Source organism: Fimbriimonas ginsengisoli Gsoil 348 (assembly GCF_000724625.1).
Classification (GTDB): Bacteria; Armatimonadota; Fimbriimonadia; order Fimbriimonadales; family Fimbriimonadaceae; genus Fimbriimonas; species Fimbriimonas ginsengisoli.
In genome coordinates this window covers 3095840-3115229 of the sequence record NZ_CP007139.1, presented here as the reverse complement: position 1 = coordinate 3115229, position 19390 = coordinate 3095840, and the positions used below count along the sequence as shown (strand labels likewise).

Sequence of the window (19390 nt, the reverse complement as noted above, 5' to 3'; positions counted from 1 at the left end):
GGAGATTTGCGTCGAACGGAACGCTGGGTATGTGGGCGATTCATCCAACTTTGAGCGTAACCTAAGCCGTGCGTATCCTGATCGTCGAGGATGAACCGAAGCTTGCGCGAGTGATCGAGCAAGCGATGAAGGAGGCGAATTACGAACCGAGCGTGGCTCACTCCCTGGCGGCCGCCCGCCAACAAATCGCCTCGGAAAAGCCGGATTTGATCCTACTGGACATCATGCTTGGCGACGGCAGCGGCATGGATTTTCTTGCGGAGGTCCGGCAAGCCAGCGAGGTACCGGTGCTGATGTTGACGGCCCGGACCGGCATCGAAGACCGGATTCTGGGACTCGATGGAGGCGCAGACGACTACCTTGTTAAGCCGTTCCGGCTGGAGGAGTTGCTGGCGCGAATGCGAGCATTGTTACGCCGAACCCGGGGCGGAGCCACCACGGTGACGGTGGGCGACCTGACGGTGGATATGGCGCGACGCCGGGTGACCCACGGCGGAAAGGTGATCTTTCTGTCGACCACCGAATATGCGCTCCTGGAGCTACTCGCCCGGTCTCCCGGCGAGCCGGTATCGAAGGGGACGGTGCTCAAGCACGTTTGGGACGACGCGGAGCGGGCTCCCAACGTGGTGGAGGTTTATGTCAACTACCTTCGACACAAGCTGGAGAGAGGCGAAGCACCCCGGTTGATTCATACGGTCCGCGGCAAGGGATATGTGTTGAGCGAGGCTCCGCCCGAATGAGGATGGGGCATCGAGCTCGGCTCACGATGGTGTCGGCGGCAACGGCGGGGGTTCTGCTAGCGGTGGTTTTCACGGGGATCGTGCTGACGAGCCGCGCCTCGGAGTTTCGAGCGGCACACGACCTTTTGATGCCGGCACTCAGGATGGGTCAGGAGGAGGTCCGCGCGTCGCCGACGAACCCCGACCTAGGGGAGGTCGCCGCCTCCGACCCCGAGATAACCCTGGCGGCCTTCGACAAAAATGGGGGACTGATAGCGAGCGCCGGCCCACTGGACATCGAGCCAAATATCCAAGTTGGGAGGACCCGCCTGCCCGATGGAACCTCGGCGGTGGTGGTAGCGGGCGATACAGGCGGAGTGCACGTGGTGGCCGCGCTGCCATGGCACTCGCGGGAAGCGGCGATCGAACGGCTCGCAATAATGCTGGCAGCGCTCTGGGGGCCCCTGGTGGGGTGTGCCGCGCTGGCGAGCTGGATCGCCTCGCGAGCCACTTTTCGTCCGCTCGCCGACTTGGCCCAACAGGCGGAGAAGATGAGCGAAGGATCGCTCTCTCAACGGCTGCGGGTATCCGGCGAGGATGAGTTTTCGACTTTCGCCGCAAGACTCAACCGGTTCTTAGACCGTTTGGAGGACTCGGTTCGACGTCAGGAACAGTTCGTCGGGGATGCCGCGCACGAGCTTCGCACACCGCTGGCGGTGCTCCGAGGAAGCATCGAGACGACGTTGCGCCGAGCGCGCTCGGAAGAGGAGTACCGAACCGTCCTTATCACTGCTTTGAGCGAAGCCGAGAGGCTCTCCACGCTGGTGGAAACGCTGCTGCAATCCGCGACTCCGAAAACCGACGCCGCGCCGGTGTTGGACTTGGAGGAGGCGGCCGAAAAAGCGCACGCCCGATGGGTCGACCGGTACTCGGAAGCGGGCGTCGAACTGGAACTGCGCTCGTACCCGGTGCTGGTCTGCATCCAACCCTCGGAGATCGGGGTGGTGCTCGACAACCTCTTATCGAACGCCCTGCGGGTCAGCCCTCCCGGTTCTCAATGCCTCATCTCATGCTTTCCGCGAGCGGGAGGATTTGGAACGGTAGTCGTGGAAGACGAGGGACCCGGCATTCCGGAAGGGATGTCGGAGCGGGTATTCGAGCGCTTTACGAGGGGTGACGAAGGCCGAAGCCGAGATCACGGCGGCTTCGGCATCGGATTGGCCGTCTGCAGCCGCCTCATCGCGGCGCGGGGCGGAACGATCCGAGCCGAAAACGGCGACGCCGGCGCCCGCTTCGTCATCGAGCTCCCCTCCGCGCGACGCGAGTCGCGTCCGAGCGACGGGTAAGCGGCTCGACAAATTAAGAAGCGTCCTGGAGTGCGCAACCTCCGGAGCCCCCTCCTCGTCGATGTTCGTGCGATGAGGAGGGGGTTGGGGTGGAGAAAATCCGGAGGACCGCCGCTCTCCAGAGCGGCTCCCCTCGGCCCCAAACGACACTTCCTGACGATCATCATCACTATAGGGACCAGGTGCAGTGATGATCGTCGGGCCCTTTCCTCGGGAGCGCCTAGGTTCTCCGGAACCGCCACCCCCAACCCCCTCCTCCTCCCGTTCGCGATCGGGTTGGGGGATGAGCGGGGGTTGTTTGCCGCGACGGCAAGAGGAGGAGGCTCCGGAATTTCTTACGACTTTTGGCTGTCGACGCCCATGGGGCCAATGGGGGTTAGAAAGTCGATGATTTCGGCGGCTTCGTAGACTTCGAGGGAGTGGGGGAAGTTGGAGGGGAGGACCATCACTTCCCCGCCTCTCATCTCCTGGTAGCGAAAGCCCGGCGTTCCTTTCTCGCCCAAGCCCCAGCGGACGTGGCCGGAGAGGACGACGGCGATCTGCTCGCTCTCGTGGCGATGCTCGGCGACCACACAACCCGGCTCCAACCGGACTCGAGCCGCCATCATCCGTTCGCCCTTGACGGTGCGGCGAGTCAGCAGCGGGATCGGATTGTCTTCGGCGACTTCGTTCCAGCGGAACAGGGTGGCGTCCATACGGCGACTTTACCAATAACCAGAAAGAAAGAGATTGATCTGGGTGAGGACGGCAGCGACGGTGGCAAGCTACGCGTACAATCCACTAGGGATGGAGCCGCTTCGTATCGCGATGTTCTCGGACAGCGCACTACCGATTTTGAACGGGGTGAGCGTATCCGTGGATGCGTTGGTGGGCGAGCTTCGGAACCAGGGGCACTCGGTTCACTTGTATACGGCCCGGTATCCGCACTATCGGGACCCGGACGCGAACACGTATCGGTTCCGGGCGCTGGAGACTCCGATTTCGCGGGGATATCCGGTGGCGATTCCGCCGTTCTATCGGATGCTGCACAAGTTTCGGCGGCAGGAGTACGACGTGGTGCACACGCATACTCCGTTCGTGTTGGGGATGGTGGGGCTACGGTGGGCGGAGTCGCACGGCTTGCCGATCGTCTCGACGTACCACACGCTGTACGACCGATACTCCCACTACTTCCGGCTATTGCCGAGGCGCTACATCCGGTTCCGGATTGCCAAGCACACCAACTTCTACTACAACCATGTCGACCATGTGCTGACGCCGTCCGAGGCTTCGATGAAGTGGCTAAAGCGGCACTCGGTTTCAACCCCCACGACGGTGGTTCCGACCGGGATTCCGCGGGGGCCGATGCTGGAGCGGGCGGAGATGCGCCAAGCGTTGGGCATCCCTCCCGACGCTCGCATTCTCTTGTACGTGGGGCGGTTGGCGCAGGAGAAGAATCTCGGGGTGCTGTTGGAGGCGGCGGCCGCGGTCTGCCGCGAAGACCCTCGAGCGCGGCTTTGGCTGGTGGGGGATGGGCCGTATCGGCAGGAATGCGTCGACATCGTTCGCCGCTCCGGAATCGGGGACCGGGTTCGGTTCGTCGGATTCGTGCCGAGGGCGGAAGTGGACCGCTATTACGCGGCGGCCGACCTGTTCGTGTTTTCTTCCATTACGGAGACCCAGGGGTTGGTGGTCCAAGAGGCGATGACGCATGGGCTTCCGGCCGTCGTGGTGGCCGGTGGCGGGGCGGGGGCTTCCGTGGTGGATGGGCTTAATGGATTCGTCGTGAAGAACGAGGCGGGCGAACTAGCGCGAACGATCCAGCGGGTGTTGCGGGACGAGCCGCTCTACAGCCGGCTGACGGAACAAGCGCCCCGCTCGGTGCGCGATCTGGGCGTTCCCGCGATGGGCGAGCGGGTTCTCGCGGTATACCGTCAGGTAATCCGTGACCAACGAGAATCCGCCAACGCCGACCGATTCGCCTGGGTTTAGCCGAACGCTCGGCATTTTCCTTGCGGTGCTTCTGTTCATCGCCGCCCTGCGGATGCTGATCGGGATCGTCCCCGTGCCACTGCGGCTCATCATGCCAGTCAGCGTCGGGGTCTCGGTCGTGTTCGTGGCCGCGCCGATCCTTGCCCTTTACGCGGCGGCCAAATATCCTTGGACCTATCTGAGGTCGTTCGCGATGCTCCTCGGCGGGTTGGCGATTTGGTGGCTGGGATACCTCGCCGCGCAACGGGCGACCCAGCCGATGACGGGGGGAGCGATGATGGCGATCAGCCAGAGCGGGTTGATCGCATGGTGTCTCGCGATCGGATCTTTGCTCGCGCTCCGGCTCAAGGACCGGAACATGCTCGTTCCGGTCGCCATTTTTTTGGCGCTTTTCGATCTCTGGCTCGTGTTCGCCCCGGAGGGGCTTGTGCAGCAAACGGTGGTGCGGGGCACGGGGCAGGGTCTGGCGATGCTGGGATACCAAGTGCCGCAGGTGCGAACGGTTTCCGCGGGAGGGTTGGCCGCTCCCCTTCTCTTCGTAGGTCCGGCCGATTATCTGTTTATTTCGATGTTCTTTGTGGCGATCTACCGCCTCAAAATGCGCACCCGGCAAACGCTGCAGGCGCTCGTGCCGGTGCTTGCGCTCTACCTGCTGGTGGTGCTTAGGTTCAGTGATGTGGAGATCGGGCCGATCCGGCTGGGGGCGCTGCCCGCGCTGGTTCCGATCGGGATCGTCGTGCTTATCGTCAACCGCAGCCAATTCAAGCTGGCGAAAGAGGAGCGGCTCGTAACCTGGTTTTTAGCGATATTCGGCAGTTTGTTCGTTATGTGGCGCATTTCGCAGCCGCCGCCAGCGCCGCGAGTTGTGACTTTGCCGTCGGAGCCCGCCCAAGTACGGCCAAGACTTCCTCGCTTGCCCGGGCCATACGATCCACGTCAACACCCGTCGGCATTCCCGTCCGCTCCAGAAAGTAGACAAGGTCCTCGGTAGCGAGGTTGCCGCCGGCGCCGGGGGCGTAGGGGCAGCCGCCGAAACCGGCGGCGCTGGAGTCGAACGCCGTGTAGCCGAGATCGAGGGCGGCGGAGACATTGGCGATTCCGGTGCCGTGGGTGTCGTGGAAGTGCCAGGCGATCTGACTTTTCCTCCGGCTGTCCAGAGCGTCGGCGAGGCGGAAGACCTCGACAGGGGCGGCGACTCCGATGGTGTCGCCGAGACTCACTTCGTCGACTCCCATCTCGAACAGGCGATTTGCCACTTCGGCCACCCGGCCGGGCTCGATGCGCCCCGCGTAGGGGCACTCGAAGGCGGTGCTGACGTAGGCGCGCATCCATTGGTCGGCAGGCGGGATGCCGGCGCCACGGAAAGAGGCGATGACTTGGCGGAACACCTCCAGAGAGGCATCGACCGTCATGTTGATGTTCTTCTGAGTGAATGCGTCGCTGGCGGCGGTGAAGAGGGCGATGCGTTTGACACCGACCTCGATCGCGCGTGCCAACCCTTTTTGATTAGGCACCAACGCGGAGTAGAGCGGACCGGGTGGAAGTTGCGGCCAGAGTTCGGCGGCATCGCCGAGCTGCGGGACCCATTTCGGGGAGACGAAACTGGTCGCCTCGATTTCTTTTAGGCCGGCTTCGGCCAATCGGGCGATAAAGCGGAGCTTGACATCGGTCGGAACAGGGGCCTTTTCGTTTTGAAGGCCATCTCGGGGGCCGACTTCGACGATCCTCAAGCGGGCTCCACCACGGCGAGGATCGCGCCGTCGATAACCTGGTCGCCTTTGGCGACGCCGAGGTTCTTGACAATACCGTCGAACGGGGCGTTGAAAGGCTGCTGGGTCTTCATCGCCTCCAGAACGAGGAGAGTTTGTCCTTTCTTCACTTCTTCCCCTTCGGCCACCCGGACGTCGACGATCTGGCCCGGCATGGGGGCGAGGAGTTGACCGGAGGAAGCTGCGGCCGCGCCCCGGGGGCGGGTCGACTTCTTTTCGACTCGATATTGGCGTCCCTTGTAGGAAACGAGAACCGCGTCGCCTTGGGAGACGGCGACGGCGCTGAAGGTTCCTTCCGGGGTTCGGACCATCAGCCGGTCACCGGCTCGGACGACTTCGGCGCCGGCTTCGTCAAGGTCGACCTCGTCTCCATCGACGAAGCGTTTCACTACTTGGCTCCCGCTTTCCCTTCGGCAAACCGGGCGGCGGCAAGAACGAATTCGCGGAACAGACGGCGGGTCGCCTCGTCCTCCAAGGTTCGCTCGGGGTGCCACTGGACGCCGATCATCCAAGGACGGTCGGTTGCTTCCACGGCTTCGACAGTGCCGTCCTCGTGTTTGGAGACGACGGCGAGCGCCTCGCCTACCTGGCCGACGGCTTGGTGGTGGTAGCTCTTACCGGTCATTTCGGGGACGCCAACGATTTCCCGCAGGCGCGATTCCGCGAGGGGATAGGACTGCATGGTGCCGCCGGTGTGGATCTCGTGACCGACCCGGTCGGGCAGGTGCTGCTCCAGCGTGCCACCACGAGCCACGTTGAGGAATTGACATCCATAGCAGATTCCGAGCACCGGCATCTCGGAGTCGATCGCCTCAAAGAGCGACTTTTCGCCGACGAAGCGGGACGGATCTTGAAGTTTGACCTTCGGATGGTTCTCCTCCCCAAAGTTAGCGGCGTCGATATCGTTCCCGCCGGGGATCAGCCAGCCGTGGATGACTCCGGCGAGGACCTCCATATCGGCGGTGGGCGGAATGAGAACCGGTACGCCGCCGGCGTCGGAGACGGCCTGGGCGTAGTTCCAGTTGAGCTCCAACTTCCCCCGCGTGCGAGGATCTTCGGGGTCGTGATGGCAGTCGACGGTGATTCCAATAATCGGCTTCATGGCAGTTAGTCGATTAGCGATCCAATGGTCTCGACGTTTTGCCGGACCGCCTTCATGAATTCGGCCGCACCGACGCCGTTGAGGATACGGTGATCGAAGGTCAGGGCGAGGTTCACCACCCGGCGAAGCTTCGGAGTCTCGGTAGCGGGATCGAGATCCTGATAGGTCTCGCCGAGGAAGAGGGTGGCGACGGCAGGGGGGACGACGACGGGGACGGCATCGCGCAGGCCGAACGACTGCATATTCGTCAGCGAAATCGTCATCGCTTCGTTCGCTTGGTCCTTGCCGGTTCGGGCGAGATCGATTCGCTCGCGGGTGCGTTGGGCAAATTCCCGCCAGGTCAAGGTGTCGGCGTCTTCGACAACCGCCAGAACCAGTTCGTCCCCGGGGAGGGAGACGGCGATTCCGAGCGAAACATGGCGGTAGGTGCGGAGCCGATCCTCGCCGATGAGAGTCGAGCGGAAGGCCGGGTAATCCTTGAGCGCCAAGGCAACGGCGTAGGCGAACATCGTGAAGCTGCTCGGCTGGAAGTCGCCGCCACCAGACTTGTAGCGAGCCCGGGCGTGCTCGATCGCTTCCCAGTTGGCGACCAAGGTCATCGTTCCGGGGACCACGAGCTGAGCGCCACGAACGAGGCGCGAGGCGAGTAGCCGTTGCTTTTGCGCGACGGGCTGCTCGTCGTAGCGGTCGGTGGAAACCGGGGCTACTGGGCCGGGGCCGGAGAGGAAGGCGTCGATATCGGCCGGCATCAGCTTGCCGCTTGCGGAAGGTATCGATGCGAGCTGATCGTCGGAGACTCCCTTCTCTTTGGCGTAGGCGCGGGTTCTTGGCGGAATGGCGGCGCCGCGGGCGGAAGCGGCCGCAGCCTCTACGGGGGCGGGAGCGTGGCCGTGCGGGGGGGCTTCTTCGACGGCGCCGGCGACTTCCATGCGGGCGACTTCGGCGCCGATGGCGAGGATCTCGTCGGGTTGGCCGAGCCATTCGACGAGGGTTCCTTCGTAGGGCGACTCGACGTCCATGACCGCTTTATCGGTCTCCATCTGGTAGATCGGCTCATCGCGCTTGACGTAATCGCCGGGCTGCTTGAGCACGGCCACGAGGCGGGCCTCTTGAAGGCCTTCGCCGATCTGCGGAATACGGACGGAAATGACGGGCATCGCTCTTTCTATTACGCTCCTTTGCGGGTGGTCTGAGTTTGGCACGCAACCCGATCGGATGACCAACCTTCAATCCACGTAAACTGCGGTTATGGCAACGCGCGAACAGGTCGACCGGGTAATCGAAGACTTCAAGAGGGTCGACGAGGGGATGGAAGAGGTGCTTTGGTTTCCGGCGGACAACTCCGTCCGGCTAGTCGTCGTGTCTAACACCGCCCCCGCTTCGGGCGCAGTCGTCGAGACATTTCGGTTCCCTGCCGACCCGGATGACCCCGCCGATTCCCCAAAAGAAGTTGGACTGATTCGTCCGGAAGACGTAGACCGAGTTGTCTACCCCAGCGGGTGGAACCGCGAGTCCGCCGAGGTGATTCCGATCCATGAGGCGCACGCGGCTTGAATTAGTTCGGCGCGTTCGTCACGCAGGCCAACAGCGATCTCGAGGCATATAAAGTTCTGAACAACGCCAACCTCCCTCGTTGTCATCAACTCCACTATATGCAGATGATAGTCGAGAAGACTGCCAAGGCCGGGCAAGCACGCAACAATCCGTCGATCGCCCCGGCACCCTCTCACGCAACGGTAAAGCGGTTCTTCAAGGTCTTGCACGCGGATCGAATGCTTCGTCGGCGACTGGGATATCAAAAGTCATCGGAATGGGATGCAGCGATCCGCCGGCTTGTGAGAATTGCCGATACAGTAGAGAGGTTTGCGCCCGCCCTCGCTGGCCAGGCAAAGAATGTGGAGTATCCGTGGGCGACGCCCGACGGCTCGGTATCAGCTCCGGCGAACGACAGATTCTCCGAGCTGAACTGGCTGGACGAGGTCGAACTCGCAAGATTTGTCGGCAGTGTGCTCAATACCTATTCAGGAGAAATCTAGATAAACCGCCGAGAATCCACCTTTGAGCAGTCTCCCACCGCCGCATTAATCCGGAAGTGGCCTGCTGTCCTTGGGGTAACCTAGGCGTTCGTGCCCGAGAAGCTTCCCTCTCCGGGCGTTAACCCTTAACGAAGGATAACCTCCCCAGGATTTCAAACCCATGGCGAAGAAGATCACGCACAACATTAAGCTGAACATTCCAGCCGGCAAGGGCACGCCGGCGCCTCCCGTTGGTCCCGCGCTCGGTCAAGCCGGTATCAACATGATGGAGTTCCTCAAGAAATTCAACGAGCAGACGGCTCCCCAGATGGGATTCGTCATGCCGGTGGAGATCACCGTCTTCGAGGACCGCTCCTACGCTTTCAAAATCAAGCAGCCGCTGACGACGGAACTCATCAAGCGAGCGGCCGGCATCGGTAAGGGAGCCGCGAACGCCAAAATGGACAAGGCGGGTGTCTTGACCAGCGACCAGCTCCGCGAGGTGGCCAAGCTGAAGATGGCCGACCTGAACACGGAAGACGAAGAGATGGCGATGCGGATCGTAGCGGGCGCGGCCCGATCGATGGGCGTTCGCGTCGAAGGCTAATTAACCGCGATCAAAACGGCCCGGTGCGCTTGCGTACCGGGCCGTTGCGGTTTTTAGGATCATGTATGGCATAAGTGCAAAACGGCGGTAACGGCGAGCGACGTCCGGAGTCAAAATAAATGCCGCGGCACTTATATGAAATCGCTTTTACGCCCGCTTGTCATCGGAGCCATTCTTCTCTCCGCCGTTCCCGTTTGGGCGGAGGAAAAGGATAAGCCTGACGTCGGTCCCAACCCGGCGGCCCAGGCGGCGGCCGATGCGCTCCGCAGCTTCGCGGGCGCCGACGGGGCTTTCCTTGCGGGCGGATCGCTGAAAGAGACGTTCAATAAGGACGACATGGCGACGATGCTGCAGTTCCCAACCGACGAGATCGTCGTCTTGAAGCTGACCGGCGATCAGATTCTGCAGGCGTTCGAGCGTTCCGTGCAGTTTTATCCGGAGCAGAACAAGTTCTTTCTCCAGATCTCCGGCTTCGAGGTGACCTTCAAGAAGAAGGCTGCGCCAAGCGGGCGAGTCGTTGGAGTCAAGGTCGGCGGCGTGCCGCTCGACAAGACGAAGAGCTACACGGTGGCCATGCCTTCGCTTCTCGCGCGGAACGTGGGCTACTCTCGGATATGGGACAAAGCCGAAACCAAGAAGAAATTCCCCAATACAACCCTCGAAGACGTGCTGAAAGGGAAGAAAGTAAGCGAGGAGGCTTTGCGATGGGTCGGACAGCTCTAGCGGCGCTCGCCTTTACGGCGATTATTTGCGGATCCGGTTGGGGGCAACAGACGCCCAGCCAAACCGCGCCCTCAGCGCCCAAGACGTTCCAGTCAAGTCGGGCCTGGTCGGATTTGCTTAAGCAGGTCGCCTTTGGTCCCCGCGTACCAGGGTCGATCAATCACATACGATGCCGCGATTGGATCGCGGACCAGCTTAAGCTGAGTTGCGAAAACGTCCATTTTCAGGAGCTTTCGCATACCTGGTCGCAGAACCACAAGTCGATCAAGATGTGGAACGTTATCGGGGAGCAGAACTGGAAGGACGCTAAAACCCGCGTCGTGCTGTTCGCTCACTGGGACACACGGCCGATGGCGAGCCAGGAAGAGGACGAATTTAAGCAGAGGCAACCGATTCCCGGCGCGAACGACGGGGCGAGCGGGGTGGCGGTGCTGCTGGAACTCGCTCGAGTCTTGAAGGAGACGCGGCCGGATGTAGGGATTCAGTATGTCTTTACGGACGGCGAAGACCTCGGCCCAGGCTTAGACGAGATGTTTCTCGGCGCTCGCGCCTATGCGAAGCAACTTCCCTCGCCTAGGCCGGCTTACGGGATTTTGCTCGATATGATCGGCGACAAGGACCTCAGCGTTCCGATGGAGCCGAACAGTATTGGGTTCGCCAAAGATCTGGTTTACGCGCTGTATGCGCACGCTGCCCGCGTGGGCCTGGGTGGAACGTTCCCGATGGTGGAGGGGCCGGTGATCGAAGACGACCATATCCCGATCAACCAGGCGGGGTTGAAAACGGTGGACCTCATCGACTTCACCTATCCTTCGTGGCACCTCCTGAGCGATACGCCGGATAAGTGCAGCCCGCAATCGCTGGGGAAAGTTGGAAAGCTTCTGCAGACGTGGCTGGAGCAGAATCCGGCGTACGTGCCGAAGTAGTCGTCTTCGCCCGGGTTTATTACGGCGGTCCGCCAAACATCACTTTCCGGACTCCCTCACCCCCAACCCCTCTCCCTCGTTCGGCACATGCAGCCGAAGGAGGGAGAGGGGGCTCCGGAGGTTGGGTTATCGGCAGCCGTAGCGTTCTTGGCGTTGGAGGATTTCGTAGGAGTGCTCGAAGACCATTCGGGTTAGGGGGTTCCAGAGGTGGTAGATGGCGGGGAGCTCTTCTAAGGTGGCCAGCTTTCGGCCTTTCGATTCGTCTTGGCGGCCAATTTCGACGAGCTCGGTGACGTGGGCCACGAAGCAGTCGGCCCAGCGGACCTCGCGGCGTTCGCTGATGTGGTAGCAGCCGATGTACTGGATGTCGGCGAGATGGGCGCCCGCCTCTTCCAAGGCTTCGCGCTTAACGGCTTCCAGCGAAGTTTCGTCCGGCTCTACCCGTCCGGAGGGGATGCACCAACCTCGGCCTTCGATGTCGGCGATTAGAACCCGGTTTCCGTCCCAGGGAAAGACCAGACCCGCGAAGGCGCGGAGCGGGGCGCGGAATGGAGCCGGAAAAAACTGCAACCGCTGCCGACCGTATTGACCGGTCGGAAACCGTTTCACCGGACGAGGACCTTACCTAGGATCTCCTCGACCTTTCGTGGCCCGAACTTCCGGCTATCCTCCGATTCCGGACGGTTATCGCCGAGGACGTAGACGCAACCCGGTGGAACGACAAAAGGACCCTTTCTGATGTCGTAATTTTCGGGCGCCCATTTCCAGTTGACCGTCTCGCCTGCGGACCACATGACCCGCTTGATGATATAGCCGGTCGGACCGGTGTCGGTAAGGACGACCACGTCGTTATCTTTGATCGGCCCCACGAGCCAGTAAGCCCTGCTTACGAGAACGTGCTGTCCACTCTTGAAAGTGGGAAACATCGAGCGTCCCGACACTTCCACCGTCTTAAAATTCAGATAGCAAAATATTGCGAAGGCCAGCAGGAATAGCATCGCCACTCCAAAGCCGGTTATTGCTCGCTTCTGTCCTATGCGGGGAGATGCCGATACGGGCGCCATTGCTCCCGATATACTCGTTTCTTGGTCTTCGATGGCCGTTGTTCCCATGGATGTTCTTCTGAAAAGCTTAACCCAACATAGCCCCGAGGCCATGCTAGTTTTATTTGGCATTGTCCTGGTGCTGGTGTTTGCGCTCGTTCGAATAGCGATTCGGCAGTCGCGGCACCACGCAAGGTGGCGCGAACTCCTGAAAAGTGAAAATGGAGAGAGCCTCGAGTCTCTGCTTCTCGGCCACCTCCGCGAGCGCGTTCGCATGGAACAGAAGCTGGCGGAGCTCGAAGGGCGGTCGACGCGCTTGGAGAACGCGCTTGCGGTCAGCAAACGACATCTGGGGCTGGTGCGATACGACGCTTTCGACGACGTCGGTGGAAATCAGAGCTTTACGATGGCGGTTTACGACGATGCGGGCAACGGCGCGGTGCTGACGAGCATCATTGGGCGTACGGACTGTAGGGTGTATTGTAAGCCACTCGTGAACGGAAGGTCGGAAAGAGACCTCTCTCAAGAAGAGCAACGCGCGATTCGAGAGGCGAAGGCCGCCGGGCCGAAACCGATCCTGTCGCCCGAGTAGTCGGCTGTGAACCATGGCGGAACGAGACCAAGAGGACCAGATACTCGTCAACCGAGCCCAGCAGGGCGATCGGGCGGCGTTCAACGTCCTCGTCCGCAAACACGAGGCGAAGGCATACCAGTACGCGTTCCGACTGACTCGCAGCGCGGACGAGGCGGCAGATGTGGTTGCGGATGCTTTCGTCCGGGTCTACAACGCGATTGGAAATTTCAAGGGACAAAGCGCCTTCAGTACGTGGATCTATCGGATCGTCACCAACTGCTACCTAGACGCGCGCAAGAAAGATAAGGGACGGACCACCTCCTTGGAGTCGACGATCATCACCGAGGATGGCGAGATCGAACGGCAGATCGAGGACCCGTCGCCGAATCCGCATCAAGAGATGGAGCTTTCAGAGCGAGACGAGCGGGTTCAGGAGGCGATCTCGATGCTGCCCGACTACCAGCGGGCGATGATCGTGATGTACCACTCGGAGGAGATGAGCTACGAGGATATCTCCGCGGCGTTGGACCTACCGATAGGAACGGTCAAGAGTAGGCTTAATCGAGCAAGAATCAGCCTTCGCGATATTTTAGTGCGTCACGAGGAACTTTTCCGCCGCTAGAGAGTCGAAGTACGTAGGGTTCTTACGGTTGGAAGACCGCTGGAGCCGGACGTCGACGAGAAGAGCAAGGGAGAGGCTCGAGACTGCGACGCGTATCGCCACTCGATCTTTCATAGCTTGTTTTACTTCCGGGTCACGCCGGGCACCAGAAAATCAATGAACCAGGATAAGGCACGCGAATTTTTCTCCGCACATTACGAGGAGACCCTGGAACCGGGTCTGCGCCAAACCCTCGAGCAGCGACTGCGCAACGATGCCAACCTTCAGGCAGATTACGCGGCGTTTGTGGAGACGATGCAGGAGCTCGAGGCTCTTCCACGCGAAGAGATCGAGATTCCCATCTTCCTCAGCGACCGTATCGCGACCCGTCTAGATGAGGAGCGCGCGCGAAAGACGATCCGAGTTCCGGTCTGGTCGCTTTGGATTCGAGGTCTCGCATTCTCGGGTCTTGCGGCGGTAGCGATCACGGGCGCGGTGATCTCGATGCAGTCGCGTGGACCGGTCGCCAATGCGGGAATCGTGGGGAGCACCACCGGTGACGCCCAGCCGACTTTTTCCGGCGCGGGGTCGACGGTCTCGATGAGCTTCCGGCCGCGGTCGGAGAAGACGGTGATCGTCTCTTCCGGCGTTACCGGAAGAGAGCTTCAGCGGTTCACCGCCACCGGCGACTCGCCGGCCCACCCGTTTGAAAACCGCCTTGCGGGAACTGCCCTGTTCCAAATCCAGCTCCAGGGAGAGAAGGATTCGACCTTGCTGGCACTTCCCGGCTCGGGCGCCAGCTCGGCGGCTTCGGGGATGGGAACGATTCGGGACTTCGCGGTGGCGATCGCCGACCGGTACCACATGCCGGTGATCCTGAGCACTCGAGACGACCAGAAGCGGCTGAGTTGGAAACTGGACGGGGCAGATCCCCGGGAAGCGGCAAGCGCGGTGCTGAAGGATCAGGAGTTTGTCGTAGATCAGCGGGGGAACGGAGTTCTCTCGCTGATGGATCGCTAGTAACAAAAAACGGCCGCTGTCCATTTCGGACAGCGCCGTTTTTTTGTTAAAGGGTCGCCAAGGTTTGCTCTAGCTCGGCATCTGTAGTGCGGTCGTTCTGAACCGAACGAAAAGCGAGCATGAGAAACGGGTCGAAAGGGACCTCGGTTTTCGGCCTTCTCATTTTCGAGGAGTCCCCCGTTACGATTTCGATCACCGCTGCTTTGGACGGAAGCTGCCAAGTTGATTGGAGCCTGGCCACGTCGGTCAGCGTCAGGAGCCCGCCTCTATCGAGCGGATTGTCTTTGATGTACAGGCCGTACATGTTCAGCAGCATCCCGGTGGTTGCGGCTCGGTCACCGCGAAAGCCCACGAGCCCCGCCTTCGCCTTGGCCCGTTCCTGCGGGCTCAGCTCTTTCGCGGCCATACGGATCACCCATAGGGCTTTTCGATACCGGGCGCTGGCGAGGGAGTTCGTCAGAGGATCTGAATATTGAAGACCCCGGCAGACCTTCATTCCTAAGAGAACGTCGTCGACGGCTCGATCGGCTTTTCCGCTTTCCGCACGTTTGGCGGCAGCATCGATAAGAGTAGTGGCGATGGAAAAGCCGGTTCGAACTATCTGTCCGGCCGCTCCATCGAAGATGGAATCTTGATATCTGGTGAGGGGAATTGGCTTTAAAGTCCCCTTTTCGATCCCTCGGGCCCAGACGGTGGCGGTGGTGCGGGCTTGATCGACAGGGATCGGGTCTTGGTCGGTGAGAGACCAGGAAGAGGTTTGGAGCACCGGGATGTAGTCACGCACCCGGGCGTCGTACTCATTCTCTAGTGCGGTCGGCAAGATCTCCGGCGTGCCTTTCGACTGCACCGAAACCGCCAGGGTCATCAACGCCGGAACGGCGAGCATGAATTTGGCAAAGAATCGGCGACCGGGGCGGCTCTCGTGGGCAATGAAAATCAATGGATCCCGGGTGCGGGCATTCATGAGCGATGACTCTCCTGATGCTTAGTCCTCTTTCGGGCTCCTTCGGTTCGGAGGATTGCCAGAGGACCCAGAAGAAATACGGGGTCGAATAAGAGGACTCAAAGAAAACTAAAAAAGACTTTAAAATTCTTAAAGCTGTGCTATGATTATCTTGTCCTTCGATTAGGAGGCACTTAGAAAATGATAAACGCTCGTGTTATTAGTTGGGAGTCTCACCTTATCCTCCGCGCCGCGGAAAGAGACGAAGTGGCTTTCGAGCTGCTCTCCGACATGTATCGTCCGGTGCTGATGAGCCTCGCCTTGCGCATGCTCCGCAATCCCGACGACGCGAATGACGCCGTGCAGGACACGCTGGTCAAAGCGTTCCGCGCCATCCACGATTTCGATCCGGACCGCCCCTTGAAGCCGTGGCTCTGCCGGATCTGCACCAACTGCTGCGTCGACGCCGTTCGATCGCGAAAGCGAGACGGCGAATCGCTCGATCAACACGAGTACATGCTTGCCGACGACGGCGAGAGCGTGGACGCCACCGCATCGGGTTCGATCCGCGAGGGTCAGGTCATGGCCGCGATCGAGCGACTTCCGGACAAGTACCGCCGAATCATCGTCATGCGCCACTTCCGGCACATGGACGTCAACGAGATCGCGGACGAGTTGCACAAGCCGGAAGGCACGATCAAGAGCTGGCTGTTCCGAGCCCGGGCGATGCTCAAGAAGGATCTCCAGCTCGTTCTGAACTAATCGAGGGCCGGCGCAACGTCGCGCCGATTCCCCCTTGGAGCACCCAAGTTCGGCCCGGCGTTACGTCCAAAACGTTCGGGACCATAATAGCCGGCGAACTTTAAGGATCCGTCGCGGCCCTTCCAAGTAGCAATGAATGTTAAGCACCGGCTTGGCAATGAGCCCACGGGCTCCCGCCTCGAGGGACGTCCCGCAGGAAACGAATCCTTAAGGCGGTGCTCGTCCACTAGAATTTGCTCAACCACCAGGGCTACGGAGGTGACTTTTGAAGTCCCAGCCAGACCTCATAGTGATCCGGCCGGGCTCGCCGGGCATCGGCAGGGGAAAGCTTCTTCGCTTTCGATTGGTATCCAAGCTCCTGCAGAGCCGCTTGCAGGAGATCTAGCACTTCCTGCTGATTATCACCAGGCTTGTATCGGATTTCGCTGATGCCTTTCGGGGTGTGGAGGCGATCCACCCTCTCCACTCCTGGAGCAAGAATCGCGATCCCCGTCGGGGAAGCCCCGCCGTTGAGCTTTGCCATGAGTTTGTTAGCACTCTCGACTGCGTCCGGATCGTCGCGGAAGGCCTGAATATACACACGGGGCACCGCTCCGGCCTTGTTCTTGGCAATGAAGTTCTCCGTGGCGTCCACGACTTTGTGGCTTAGTTCGGCATGAGGGACGTTGTTCTTCGTAACGTCTGCCGTCGCCTCTTCATGAATCTTCGCCACGCCCGCCACGGCGAGCGGCTTTAAGGCAGAAACCGTCTCCTGATACTGTGCCTTCCGTGCAACGATATCTTTCTCTAAGCCAATTTTGGTGGCCTGAAGCTTGTCGACATCCAGGTAAAGAGCAGCGGCTTCCGACCGAAGAGCCGAGATCCGGCTTCCGAAGCCGCCCAGTGCCGCCACAAGCGCCACGCTCCCAATAACCAGTGCGGCGGCGCTCCATCCGACCCGAAGACGAATACTCTGGATGGATTCGGGATTGAGGCCGTTCATCTCACACACTCCTAATGTAGCCAAGTACCCGGCCCACGAACATCGTGAGCCCCCCGAAAGAGAGGAGCGACGAGCCCGACCCGGCTACCGAATAAAGAAGCTGGTCGGAACCACCACGCACAAAGGCAAATATTGCGACGAAAAAGTAAACAAGATTGCACACAAGGAGGACGGGAGTGACGATCCAAAGCATCATCATCAAAAAGCGGTAAATCTGATTCCGAACCTCATCGGGAGTTTTGTCATTTGGACTTTGGTTCAACAGCACGGCTTCTCCGGCGATTATATTCTGCGCTCGCCAACAGTCATATTGTATACTAATTTTTGATTGTCGGGCATATTTAGCTCCCGAACATACTACTAAGGATTACCAATCCGCATCGGAAAGCGGCAACTTTGGCATCTACATCTTTTGTCACAATAAACTGCTTTAATTGCAAATCGGGACGGTAGGACGAGTTATGTCTTCACTGAGGCTCGGGGCGGGCGAGACTAAGCCTCCGGGTACCCTGAAGGGTAGATGCCCGTTACCGAATCTCAGGTCCTCGAAGCACTGCGCAACGTGGTCGATCCGGATCTCCACCGCGACATCGCCACGCTCGGGTTCGTAAAGGACCTAGTTATCGAGGGCGGGAATGTCTCCTTTACCATCGAGCTCACGACCCCCGCTTGCCCGGTTCGCGAGGAGCTACAGGCGCAGGCGGAGGAGCATGTTCGGGCGGTACCAGAGGTAACCAGTGTCCGGGTCACGATGACGGCCCAGGTTCGGCAACGGCAAACGCCGCAGGACGATCTCATCCCTGGGGTGAAGCATTGCATCGCGATCGCCTCGGGCAAAGGGGGCGTGGGCAAGAGCACGGTCACCGTCAACTTAGCCATTGCCCTCGCCCAAACGGGCGCCAAGGTTGGGCTTATGGACGCGGACGTCTATGGGCCGTCGATTCCGCTCATGATGGGGGCGGTGAACGAGAAGCCTTTCACTCAGGGAAACAAGATCATTCCGATCCAACGATACGGCATTCACATGATGTCGCTGGGGTTCCTCCTGGAGGAAGGGCAAGCCGTTCTTTGGCGCGGTCCAATGGTCGCGGGAACGGTGAGGCAGTTGTTGGCCGACGTGGCGTGGGGCGATCTCGACTATCTGCTTGTGGACCTGCCCCCCGGAACCGGTGACGCGCCGATGTCGTTGGCCCAACTCGCGCCGTTGACGGGGGTGGTCATCGTGACGACGCCTCACCATGTGGCGGCTAATATCGCGGGCAAGTCGGTGCAGTTATTCCGGCGGCTCAACGCGCCAATCATGGGGGTCGTGGAGAACATGGCCGGCTTCGTTTGTCCCCATTGCGGCGAGGTCTCGAATATCTTTGCCGGCACCTCGGGTGAAGAGCTTTCGACTCAGCTAAAGGTGCCGTATCTCGGTTCCGTACCGTTGGATCCGGGCGTGAGCGATGCGGGAGACCGCGGGGTGCCGGCGATCATCGCCAACCCGGAGCGGCCGCAGGCTCAGGCTTTCAAGGATATCGCCGGCAAACTTGCCCAGCAAGCCTCCATTCTGGCGATGACCCGGCGGGACCTGACGAAGCTCGGCGACGCTGCGGAGCGGCCGAAATTCGTGCCTGGTTAACGGTTGGCAGCTACGCAGGCGTGCCCAGAATCACTTCGGCGGATCTTGGGTCGTCGAGCCAGGCTTTTAGGGGGCTTTGGTCGTACACCGAGATTAGGTCAGTGACCGGTTCCTCCTTTTTGAGCCATCGCAGGATCTGGAATGGGAGGGTTTGCCGATCATTTGCTTCGAGCGGTCCGGGCCAATCCAACCGCTGGTACGTAGCCCGCGGAAGCTGAACCTCCGGATCCAGCAGGCTCAGGACAGGGATCGCCGGCGGCACAGGGCCAAGAATATCGGTCACCGCCTGTTCCACCATTCCGAGATCGCCCACGTCCGCGATCCCGGCTTGTCGGGTTGCTCGAAGGTAGCGACGGGCGCAATTGGCGCCGACGGCGACGACGATTCCGTCGGTCTCGTGCAACGCCTCTCCGGGATCGGTGGTGGAGAGCAGCTCGTGGGGGACGTAGGTAGCAATGAAGCACATCCTAGCAAGGCGATCGAAGAGGTCGAGCCGCTCTTCGTCGGCGTCGTACATCCTGATCTGTAACGGGCGCTCGCCGAAATAGCCGGCAAGCGTGCCCACAATGGCCGGTGCGCAGCGAAGGCTCCCCGCTCCCAGGATCGTAAGCCTAACGTCGCTCATAAGCAAAGTTTACGCCGCTTAGAACTTCAAAGTCGCGC

The 19390-nt window shown here is 60.7% G+C and carries 23 protein-coding genes; 13 read left to right on the top strand and 10 right to left on the bottom strand.

The genetic code is table 11. The annotated features are described in order from the left end of the window. The first annotated feature begins 68 nt into the window (after window positions 1-68). Both OP10G_RS14070 and OP10G_RS14065 read left to right on the top strand, forming a co-directional pair. Entirely contained in the window at window positions 69-740 is a 672-nt protein-coding gene (locus OP10G_RS14070; RefSeq protein WP_025225242.1) for a response regulator transcription factor, read from the top strand. Between the two features lie 2 nt (window positions 741-742). Continuing rightward, window positions 743-2065, top strand: coding sequence for a sensor histidine kinase (locus OP10G_RS14065; protein WP_025225243.1), 1323 nt, complete (start codon window positions 743-745; stop codon window positions 2063-2065). Window positions 2066-2400: 335 nt separating this feature from the next. On the opposite strand, the gene OP10G_RS14060 is transcribed toward OP10G_RS14065, so the two are convergent. Continuing rightward, window positions 2401-2760: a cupin domain-containing protein gene (locus OP10G_RS14060; protein WP_025225244.1), complete on the bottom strand. Its 360-nt coding sequence runs from the start codon at window positions 2758-2760 to the stop codon at window positions 2401-2403. Between the two features lie 91 nt (window positions 2761-2851). On the opposite strand from OP10G_RS14060, the gene OP10G_RS14055 reads away from it, so the two are divergent. After that, window positions 2852-4036, top strand: coding sequence for a glycosyltransferase (locus OP10G_RS14055; protein ID WP_025225245.1), 1185 nt, complete (start codon window positions 2852-2854; stop codon window positions 4034-4036). An 824-nt stretch (window positions 4037-4860) separates the two neighbouring features. On the opposite strand, the gene OP10G_RS14045 is transcribed toward OP10G_RS14055, so the two are convergent. From OP10G_RS14045 to OP10G_RS14030, 4 genes are read right to left on the bottom strand one after another with little or no spacing between them, the layout of a single operon-like run. Continuing rightward, window positions 4861-5766 (bottom strand): hydroxymethylglutaryl-CoA lyase, encoded by a 906-nt coding sequence (locus OP10G_RS14045; RefSeq protein WP_038473122.1) that lies wholly within the window; start codon window positions 5764-5766, stop codon window positions 4861-4863. Next, window positions 5763-6194, bottom strand: coding sequence for an acyl-CoA carboxylase biotin carboxyl carrier protein subunit (locus tag OP10G_RS14040; protein WP_025225248.1), 432 nt, complete (start codon window positions 6192-6194; stop codon window positions 5763-5765). The genes OP10G_RS14045 and OP10G_RS14040 overlap by 4 nt, the downstream gene beginning before the upstream one ends. Then, window positions 6194-6907, bottom strand: a complete 714-nt coding sequence (locus OP10G_RS14035) for a gamma-glutamyl-gamma-aminobutyrate hydrolase family protein (RefSeq protein ID WP_025225249.1) — start codon at window positions 6905-6907, stop codon at window positions 6194-6196. Before OP10G_RS14035 ends, OP10G_RS14040 begins: the two co-directional genes overlap by 1 nt. 5 nt (window positions 6908-6912) lie before the next feature. Continuing rightward, complete coding sequence (locus OP10G_RS14030) at window positions 6913-8064, bottom strand: 2-oxo acid dehydrogenase subunit E2 (RefSeq protein ID WP_025225250.1); 1152 nt, start codon at window positions 8062-8064, stop codon at window positions 6913-6915. Between the two features lie 91 nt (window positions 8065-8155). Between OP10G_RS14030 and OP10G_RS14025 the strand changes: the two genes are divergently transcribed. From OP10G_RS14025 to OP10G_RS14005, 5 genes are all read left to right on the top strand, one after another. Then, a complete protein-coding gene (locus tag OP10G_RS14025; protein ID WP_025225251.1) occupies window positions 8156-8461 on the top strand; it encodes a hypothetical protein in 306 nt (101 codons plus the stop codon). 104 nt (window positions 8462-8565) lie between these two features. Then, on the top strand, window positions 8566-8943 hold the full coding sequence (locus tag OP10G_RS14020) for a hypothetical protein (protein WP_025225252.1): 378 nt from the start codon (window positions 8566-8568) through the stop codon (window positions 8941-8943). A gap of 160 nt (window positions 8944-9103) precedes the next feature. Then, complete coding sequence (gene rplK / locus OP10G_RS14015) at window positions 9104-9529, top strand: 50S ribosomal protein L11 (protein WP_025225253.1); 426 nt, start codon at window positions 9104-9106, stop codon at window positions 9527-9529. Between the two features lie 135 nt (window positions 9530-9664). After that, window positions 9665-10252: a 5'-nucleotidase gene (locus tag OP10G_RS14010; protein ID WP_025225254.1), complete on the top strand. Its 588-nt coding sequence runs from the start codon at window positions 9665-9667 to the stop codon at window positions 10250-10252. After that, window positions 10234-11178 (top strand): M28 family peptidase, encoded by a 945-nt coding sequence (locus tag OP10G_RS14005; RefSeq protein WP_158409239.1) that lies wholly within the window; start codon window positions 10234-10236, stop codon window positions 11176-11178. The genes OP10G_RS14010 and OP10G_RS14005 overlap by 19 nt, the downstream gene beginning before the upstream one ends. Before the next feature lie 126 nt (window positions 11179-11304). Here OP10G_RS14005 and OP10G_RS24715 read toward each other — a convergent pair whose 3' ends face one another. Both OP10G_RS24715 and OP10G_RS13995 read right to left on the bottom strand, forming a co-directional pair. After that, window positions 11305-11787 carry an NUDIX domain-containing protein gene (locus tag OP10G_RS24715; RefSeq protein ID WP_025225256.1) on the bottom strand — a complete coding sequence of 161 codons (483 nt, stop codon included), beginning with the start codon at window positions 11785-11787 and terminating at the stop codon, window positions 11305-11307. Continuing rightward, on the bottom strand, window positions 11784-12176 hold the full coding sequence (locus OP10G_RS13995; protein WP_025225257.1) for a S26 family signal peptidase: 393 nt from the start codon (window positions 12174-12176) through the stop codon (window positions 11784-11786). Before OP10G_RS13995 ends, OP10G_RS24715 begins: the two co-directional genes overlap by 4 nt. 157 nt (window positions 12177-12333) lie before the next feature. Here OP10G_RS13995 and OP10G_RS13990 point away from each other — a divergent pair, with 157 nt between their 5' ends. The 3 genes from OP10G_RS13990 to OP10G_RS13980 all read left to right on the top strand — a co-directional run bounded on the left by OP10G_RS13990 (window position 12334) and on the right by OP10G_RS13980 (window position 14416). Next, window positions 12334-12813, top strand: a complete 480-nt coding sequence (locus OP10G_RS13990; protein WP_158409238.1) for a DUF4446 family protein — start codon at window positions 12334-12336, stop codon at window positions 12811-12813. A gap of 13 nt (window positions 12814-12826) precedes the next feature. Beyond that, complete coding sequence (locus OP10G_RS13985; protein WP_025225259.1) at window positions 12827-13417, top strand: sigma-70 family RNA polymerase sigma factor; 591 nt, start codon at window positions 12827-12829, stop codon at window positions 13415-13417. Window positions 13418-13573: 156 nt separating this feature from the next. After that, the gene (locus tag OP10G_RS13980; protein ID WP_025225260.1) at window positions 13574-14416 is read left to right on the top strand and encodes a hypothetical protein; all 843 of its coding nucleotides are present in this window, start codon (window positions 13574-13576) and stop codon (window positions 14414-14416) included. Window positions 14417-14462: 46 nt separating this feature from the next. On the opposite strand, the gene OP10G_RS13975 is transcribed toward OP10G_RS13980, so the two are convergent. Beyond that, window positions 14463-15380, bottom strand: coding sequence for a hypothetical protein (locus tag OP10G_RS13975; protein WP_025225261.1), 918 nt, complete (start codon window positions 15378-15380; stop codon window positions 14463-14465). A gap of 180 nt (window positions 15381-15560) precedes the next feature. On the opposite strand from OP10G_RS13975, the gene OP10G_RS13970 reads away from it, so the two are divergent. Beyond that, on the top strand, window positions 15561-16121 hold the full coding sequence (locus OP10G_RS13970) for an RNA polymerase sigma factor (protein WP_084179289.1): 561 nt from the start codon (window positions 15561-15563) through the stop codon (window positions 16119-16121). Between the two features lie 250 nt (window positions 16122-16371). Here OP10G_RS13970 and OP10G_RS13965 read toward each other — a convergent pair whose 3' ends face one another. Continuing rightward, entirely contained in the window at window positions 16372-17103 is a 732-nt protein-coding gene (locus OP10G_RS13965; RefSeq protein ID WP_025225263.1) for a hypothetical protein, read from the bottom strand. 520 nt (window positions 17104-17623) lie between these two features. On the opposite strand from OP10G_RS13965, the gene OP10G_RS13955 reads away from it, so the two are divergent. After that, entirely contained in the window at window positions 17624-18727 is a 1104-nt protein-coding gene (locus OP10G_RS13955) for an Mrp/NBP35 family ATP-binding protein (RefSeq protein WP_025225265.1), read from the top strand. A gap of 10 nt (window positions 18728-18737) precedes the next feature. Here OP10G_RS13955 and OP10G_RS13950 read toward each other — a convergent pair whose 3' ends face one another. After that, window positions 18738-19352 (bottom strand): family 4 glycosyl hydrolase, encoded by a 615-nt coding sequence (locus OP10G_RS13950; RefSeq protein ID WP_025225266.1) that lies wholly within the window; start codon window positions 19350-19352, stop codon window positions 18738-18740. Between the last annotated feature and the right edge of the window lie 38 nt (window positions 19353-19390).

Excerpts from the sequence above, each read along its gene's own strand:
- OP10G_RS13985 (WP_025225259.1), top strand. The coding sequence starts at position 12,827 with ATGGCGGAACGAGACCAAGAGGACCAGATACTCGTCAACCGAGCCCAG.
- OP10G_RS14030 (WP_025225250.1), bottom strand. The coding sequence starts at position 8,064 with ATGCCCGTCATTTCCGTCCGTATTCCGCAGATCGGCGAAGGCCTTCAA.
- OP10G_RS13975 (WP_025225261.1), bottom strand. The coding sequence starts at position 15,380 with ATGAATGCCCGCACCCGGGATCCATTGATTTTCATTGCCCACGAGAGC.
- OP10G_RS14060 (WP_025225244.1), bottom strand. The coding sequence starts at position 2,760 with ATGGACGCCACCCTGTTCCGCTGGAACGAAGTCGCCGAAGACAATCCG.
- OP10G_RS14020 (WP_025225252.1), top strand. The coding sequence starts at position 8,566 with ATGATAGTCGAGAAGACTGCCAAGGCCGGGCAAGCACGCAACAATCCG.
- OP10G_RS13990 (WP_158409238.1), top strand. The coding sequence starts at position 12,334 with ATGCTAGTTTTATTTGGCATTGTCCTGGTGCTGGTGTTTGCGCTCGTT.
- OP10G_RS13950 (WP_025225266.1), bottom strand. The coding sequence starts at position 19,352 with ATGAGCGACGTTAGGCTTACGATCCTGGGAGCGGGGAGCCTTCGCTGC.
- rplK (WP_025225253.1), top strand. The coding sequence starts at position 9,104 with ATGGCGAAGAAGATCACGCACAACATTAAGCTGAACATTCCAGCCGGC.
- OP10G_RS14025 (WP_025225251.1), top strand. The coding sequence starts at position 8,156 with ATGGCAACGCGCGAACAGGTCGACCGGGTAATCGAAGACTTCAAGAGG.
- OP10G_RS14055 (WP_025225245.1), top strand. The coding sequence starts at position 2,852 with ATGGAGCCGCTTCGTATCGCGATGTTCTCGGACAGCGCACTACCGATT.
- OP10G_RS13955 (WP_025225265.1), top strand. The coding sequence starts at position 17,624 with ATGCCCGTTACCGAATCTCAGGTCCTCGAAGCACTGCGCAACGTGGTC.
- OP10G_RS14005 (WP_158409239.1), top strand. The coding sequence starts at position 10,234 with ATGGGTCGGACAGCTCTAGCGGCGCTCGCCTTTACGGCGATTATTTGC.
- OP10G_RS14035 (WP_025225249.1), bottom strand. The coding sequence starts at position 6,907 with ATGAAGCCGATTATTGGAATCACCGTCGACTGCCATCACGACCCCGAA.
- OP10G_RS13995 (WP_025225257.1), bottom strand. The coding sequence starts at position 12,176 with ATGCTATTCCTGCTGGCCTTCGCAATATTTTGCTATCTGAATTTTAAG.
- OP10G_RS13980 (WP_025225260.1), top strand. The coding sequence starts at position 13,574 with ATGAACCAGGATAAGGCACGCGAATTTTTCTCCGCACATTACGAGGAG.
- OP10G_RS13970 (WP_084179289.1), top strand. The coding sequence starts at position 15,561 with ATGATAAACGCTCGTGTTATTAGTTGGGAGTCTCACCTTATCCTCCGC.
- OP10G_RS13965 (WP_025225263.1), bottom strand. The coding sequence starts at position 17,103 with ATGAACGGCCTCAATCCCGAATCCATCCAGAGTATTCGTCTTCGGGTC.
- OP10G_RS14010 (WP_025225254.1), top strand. The coding sequence starts at position 9,665 with ATGAAATCGCTTTTACGCCCGCTTGTCATCGGAGCCATTCTTCTCTCC.
- OP10G_RS14065 (WP_025225243.1), top strand. The coding sequence starts at position 743 with ATGGGGCATCGAGCTCGGCTCACGATGGTGTCGGCGGCAACGGCGGGG.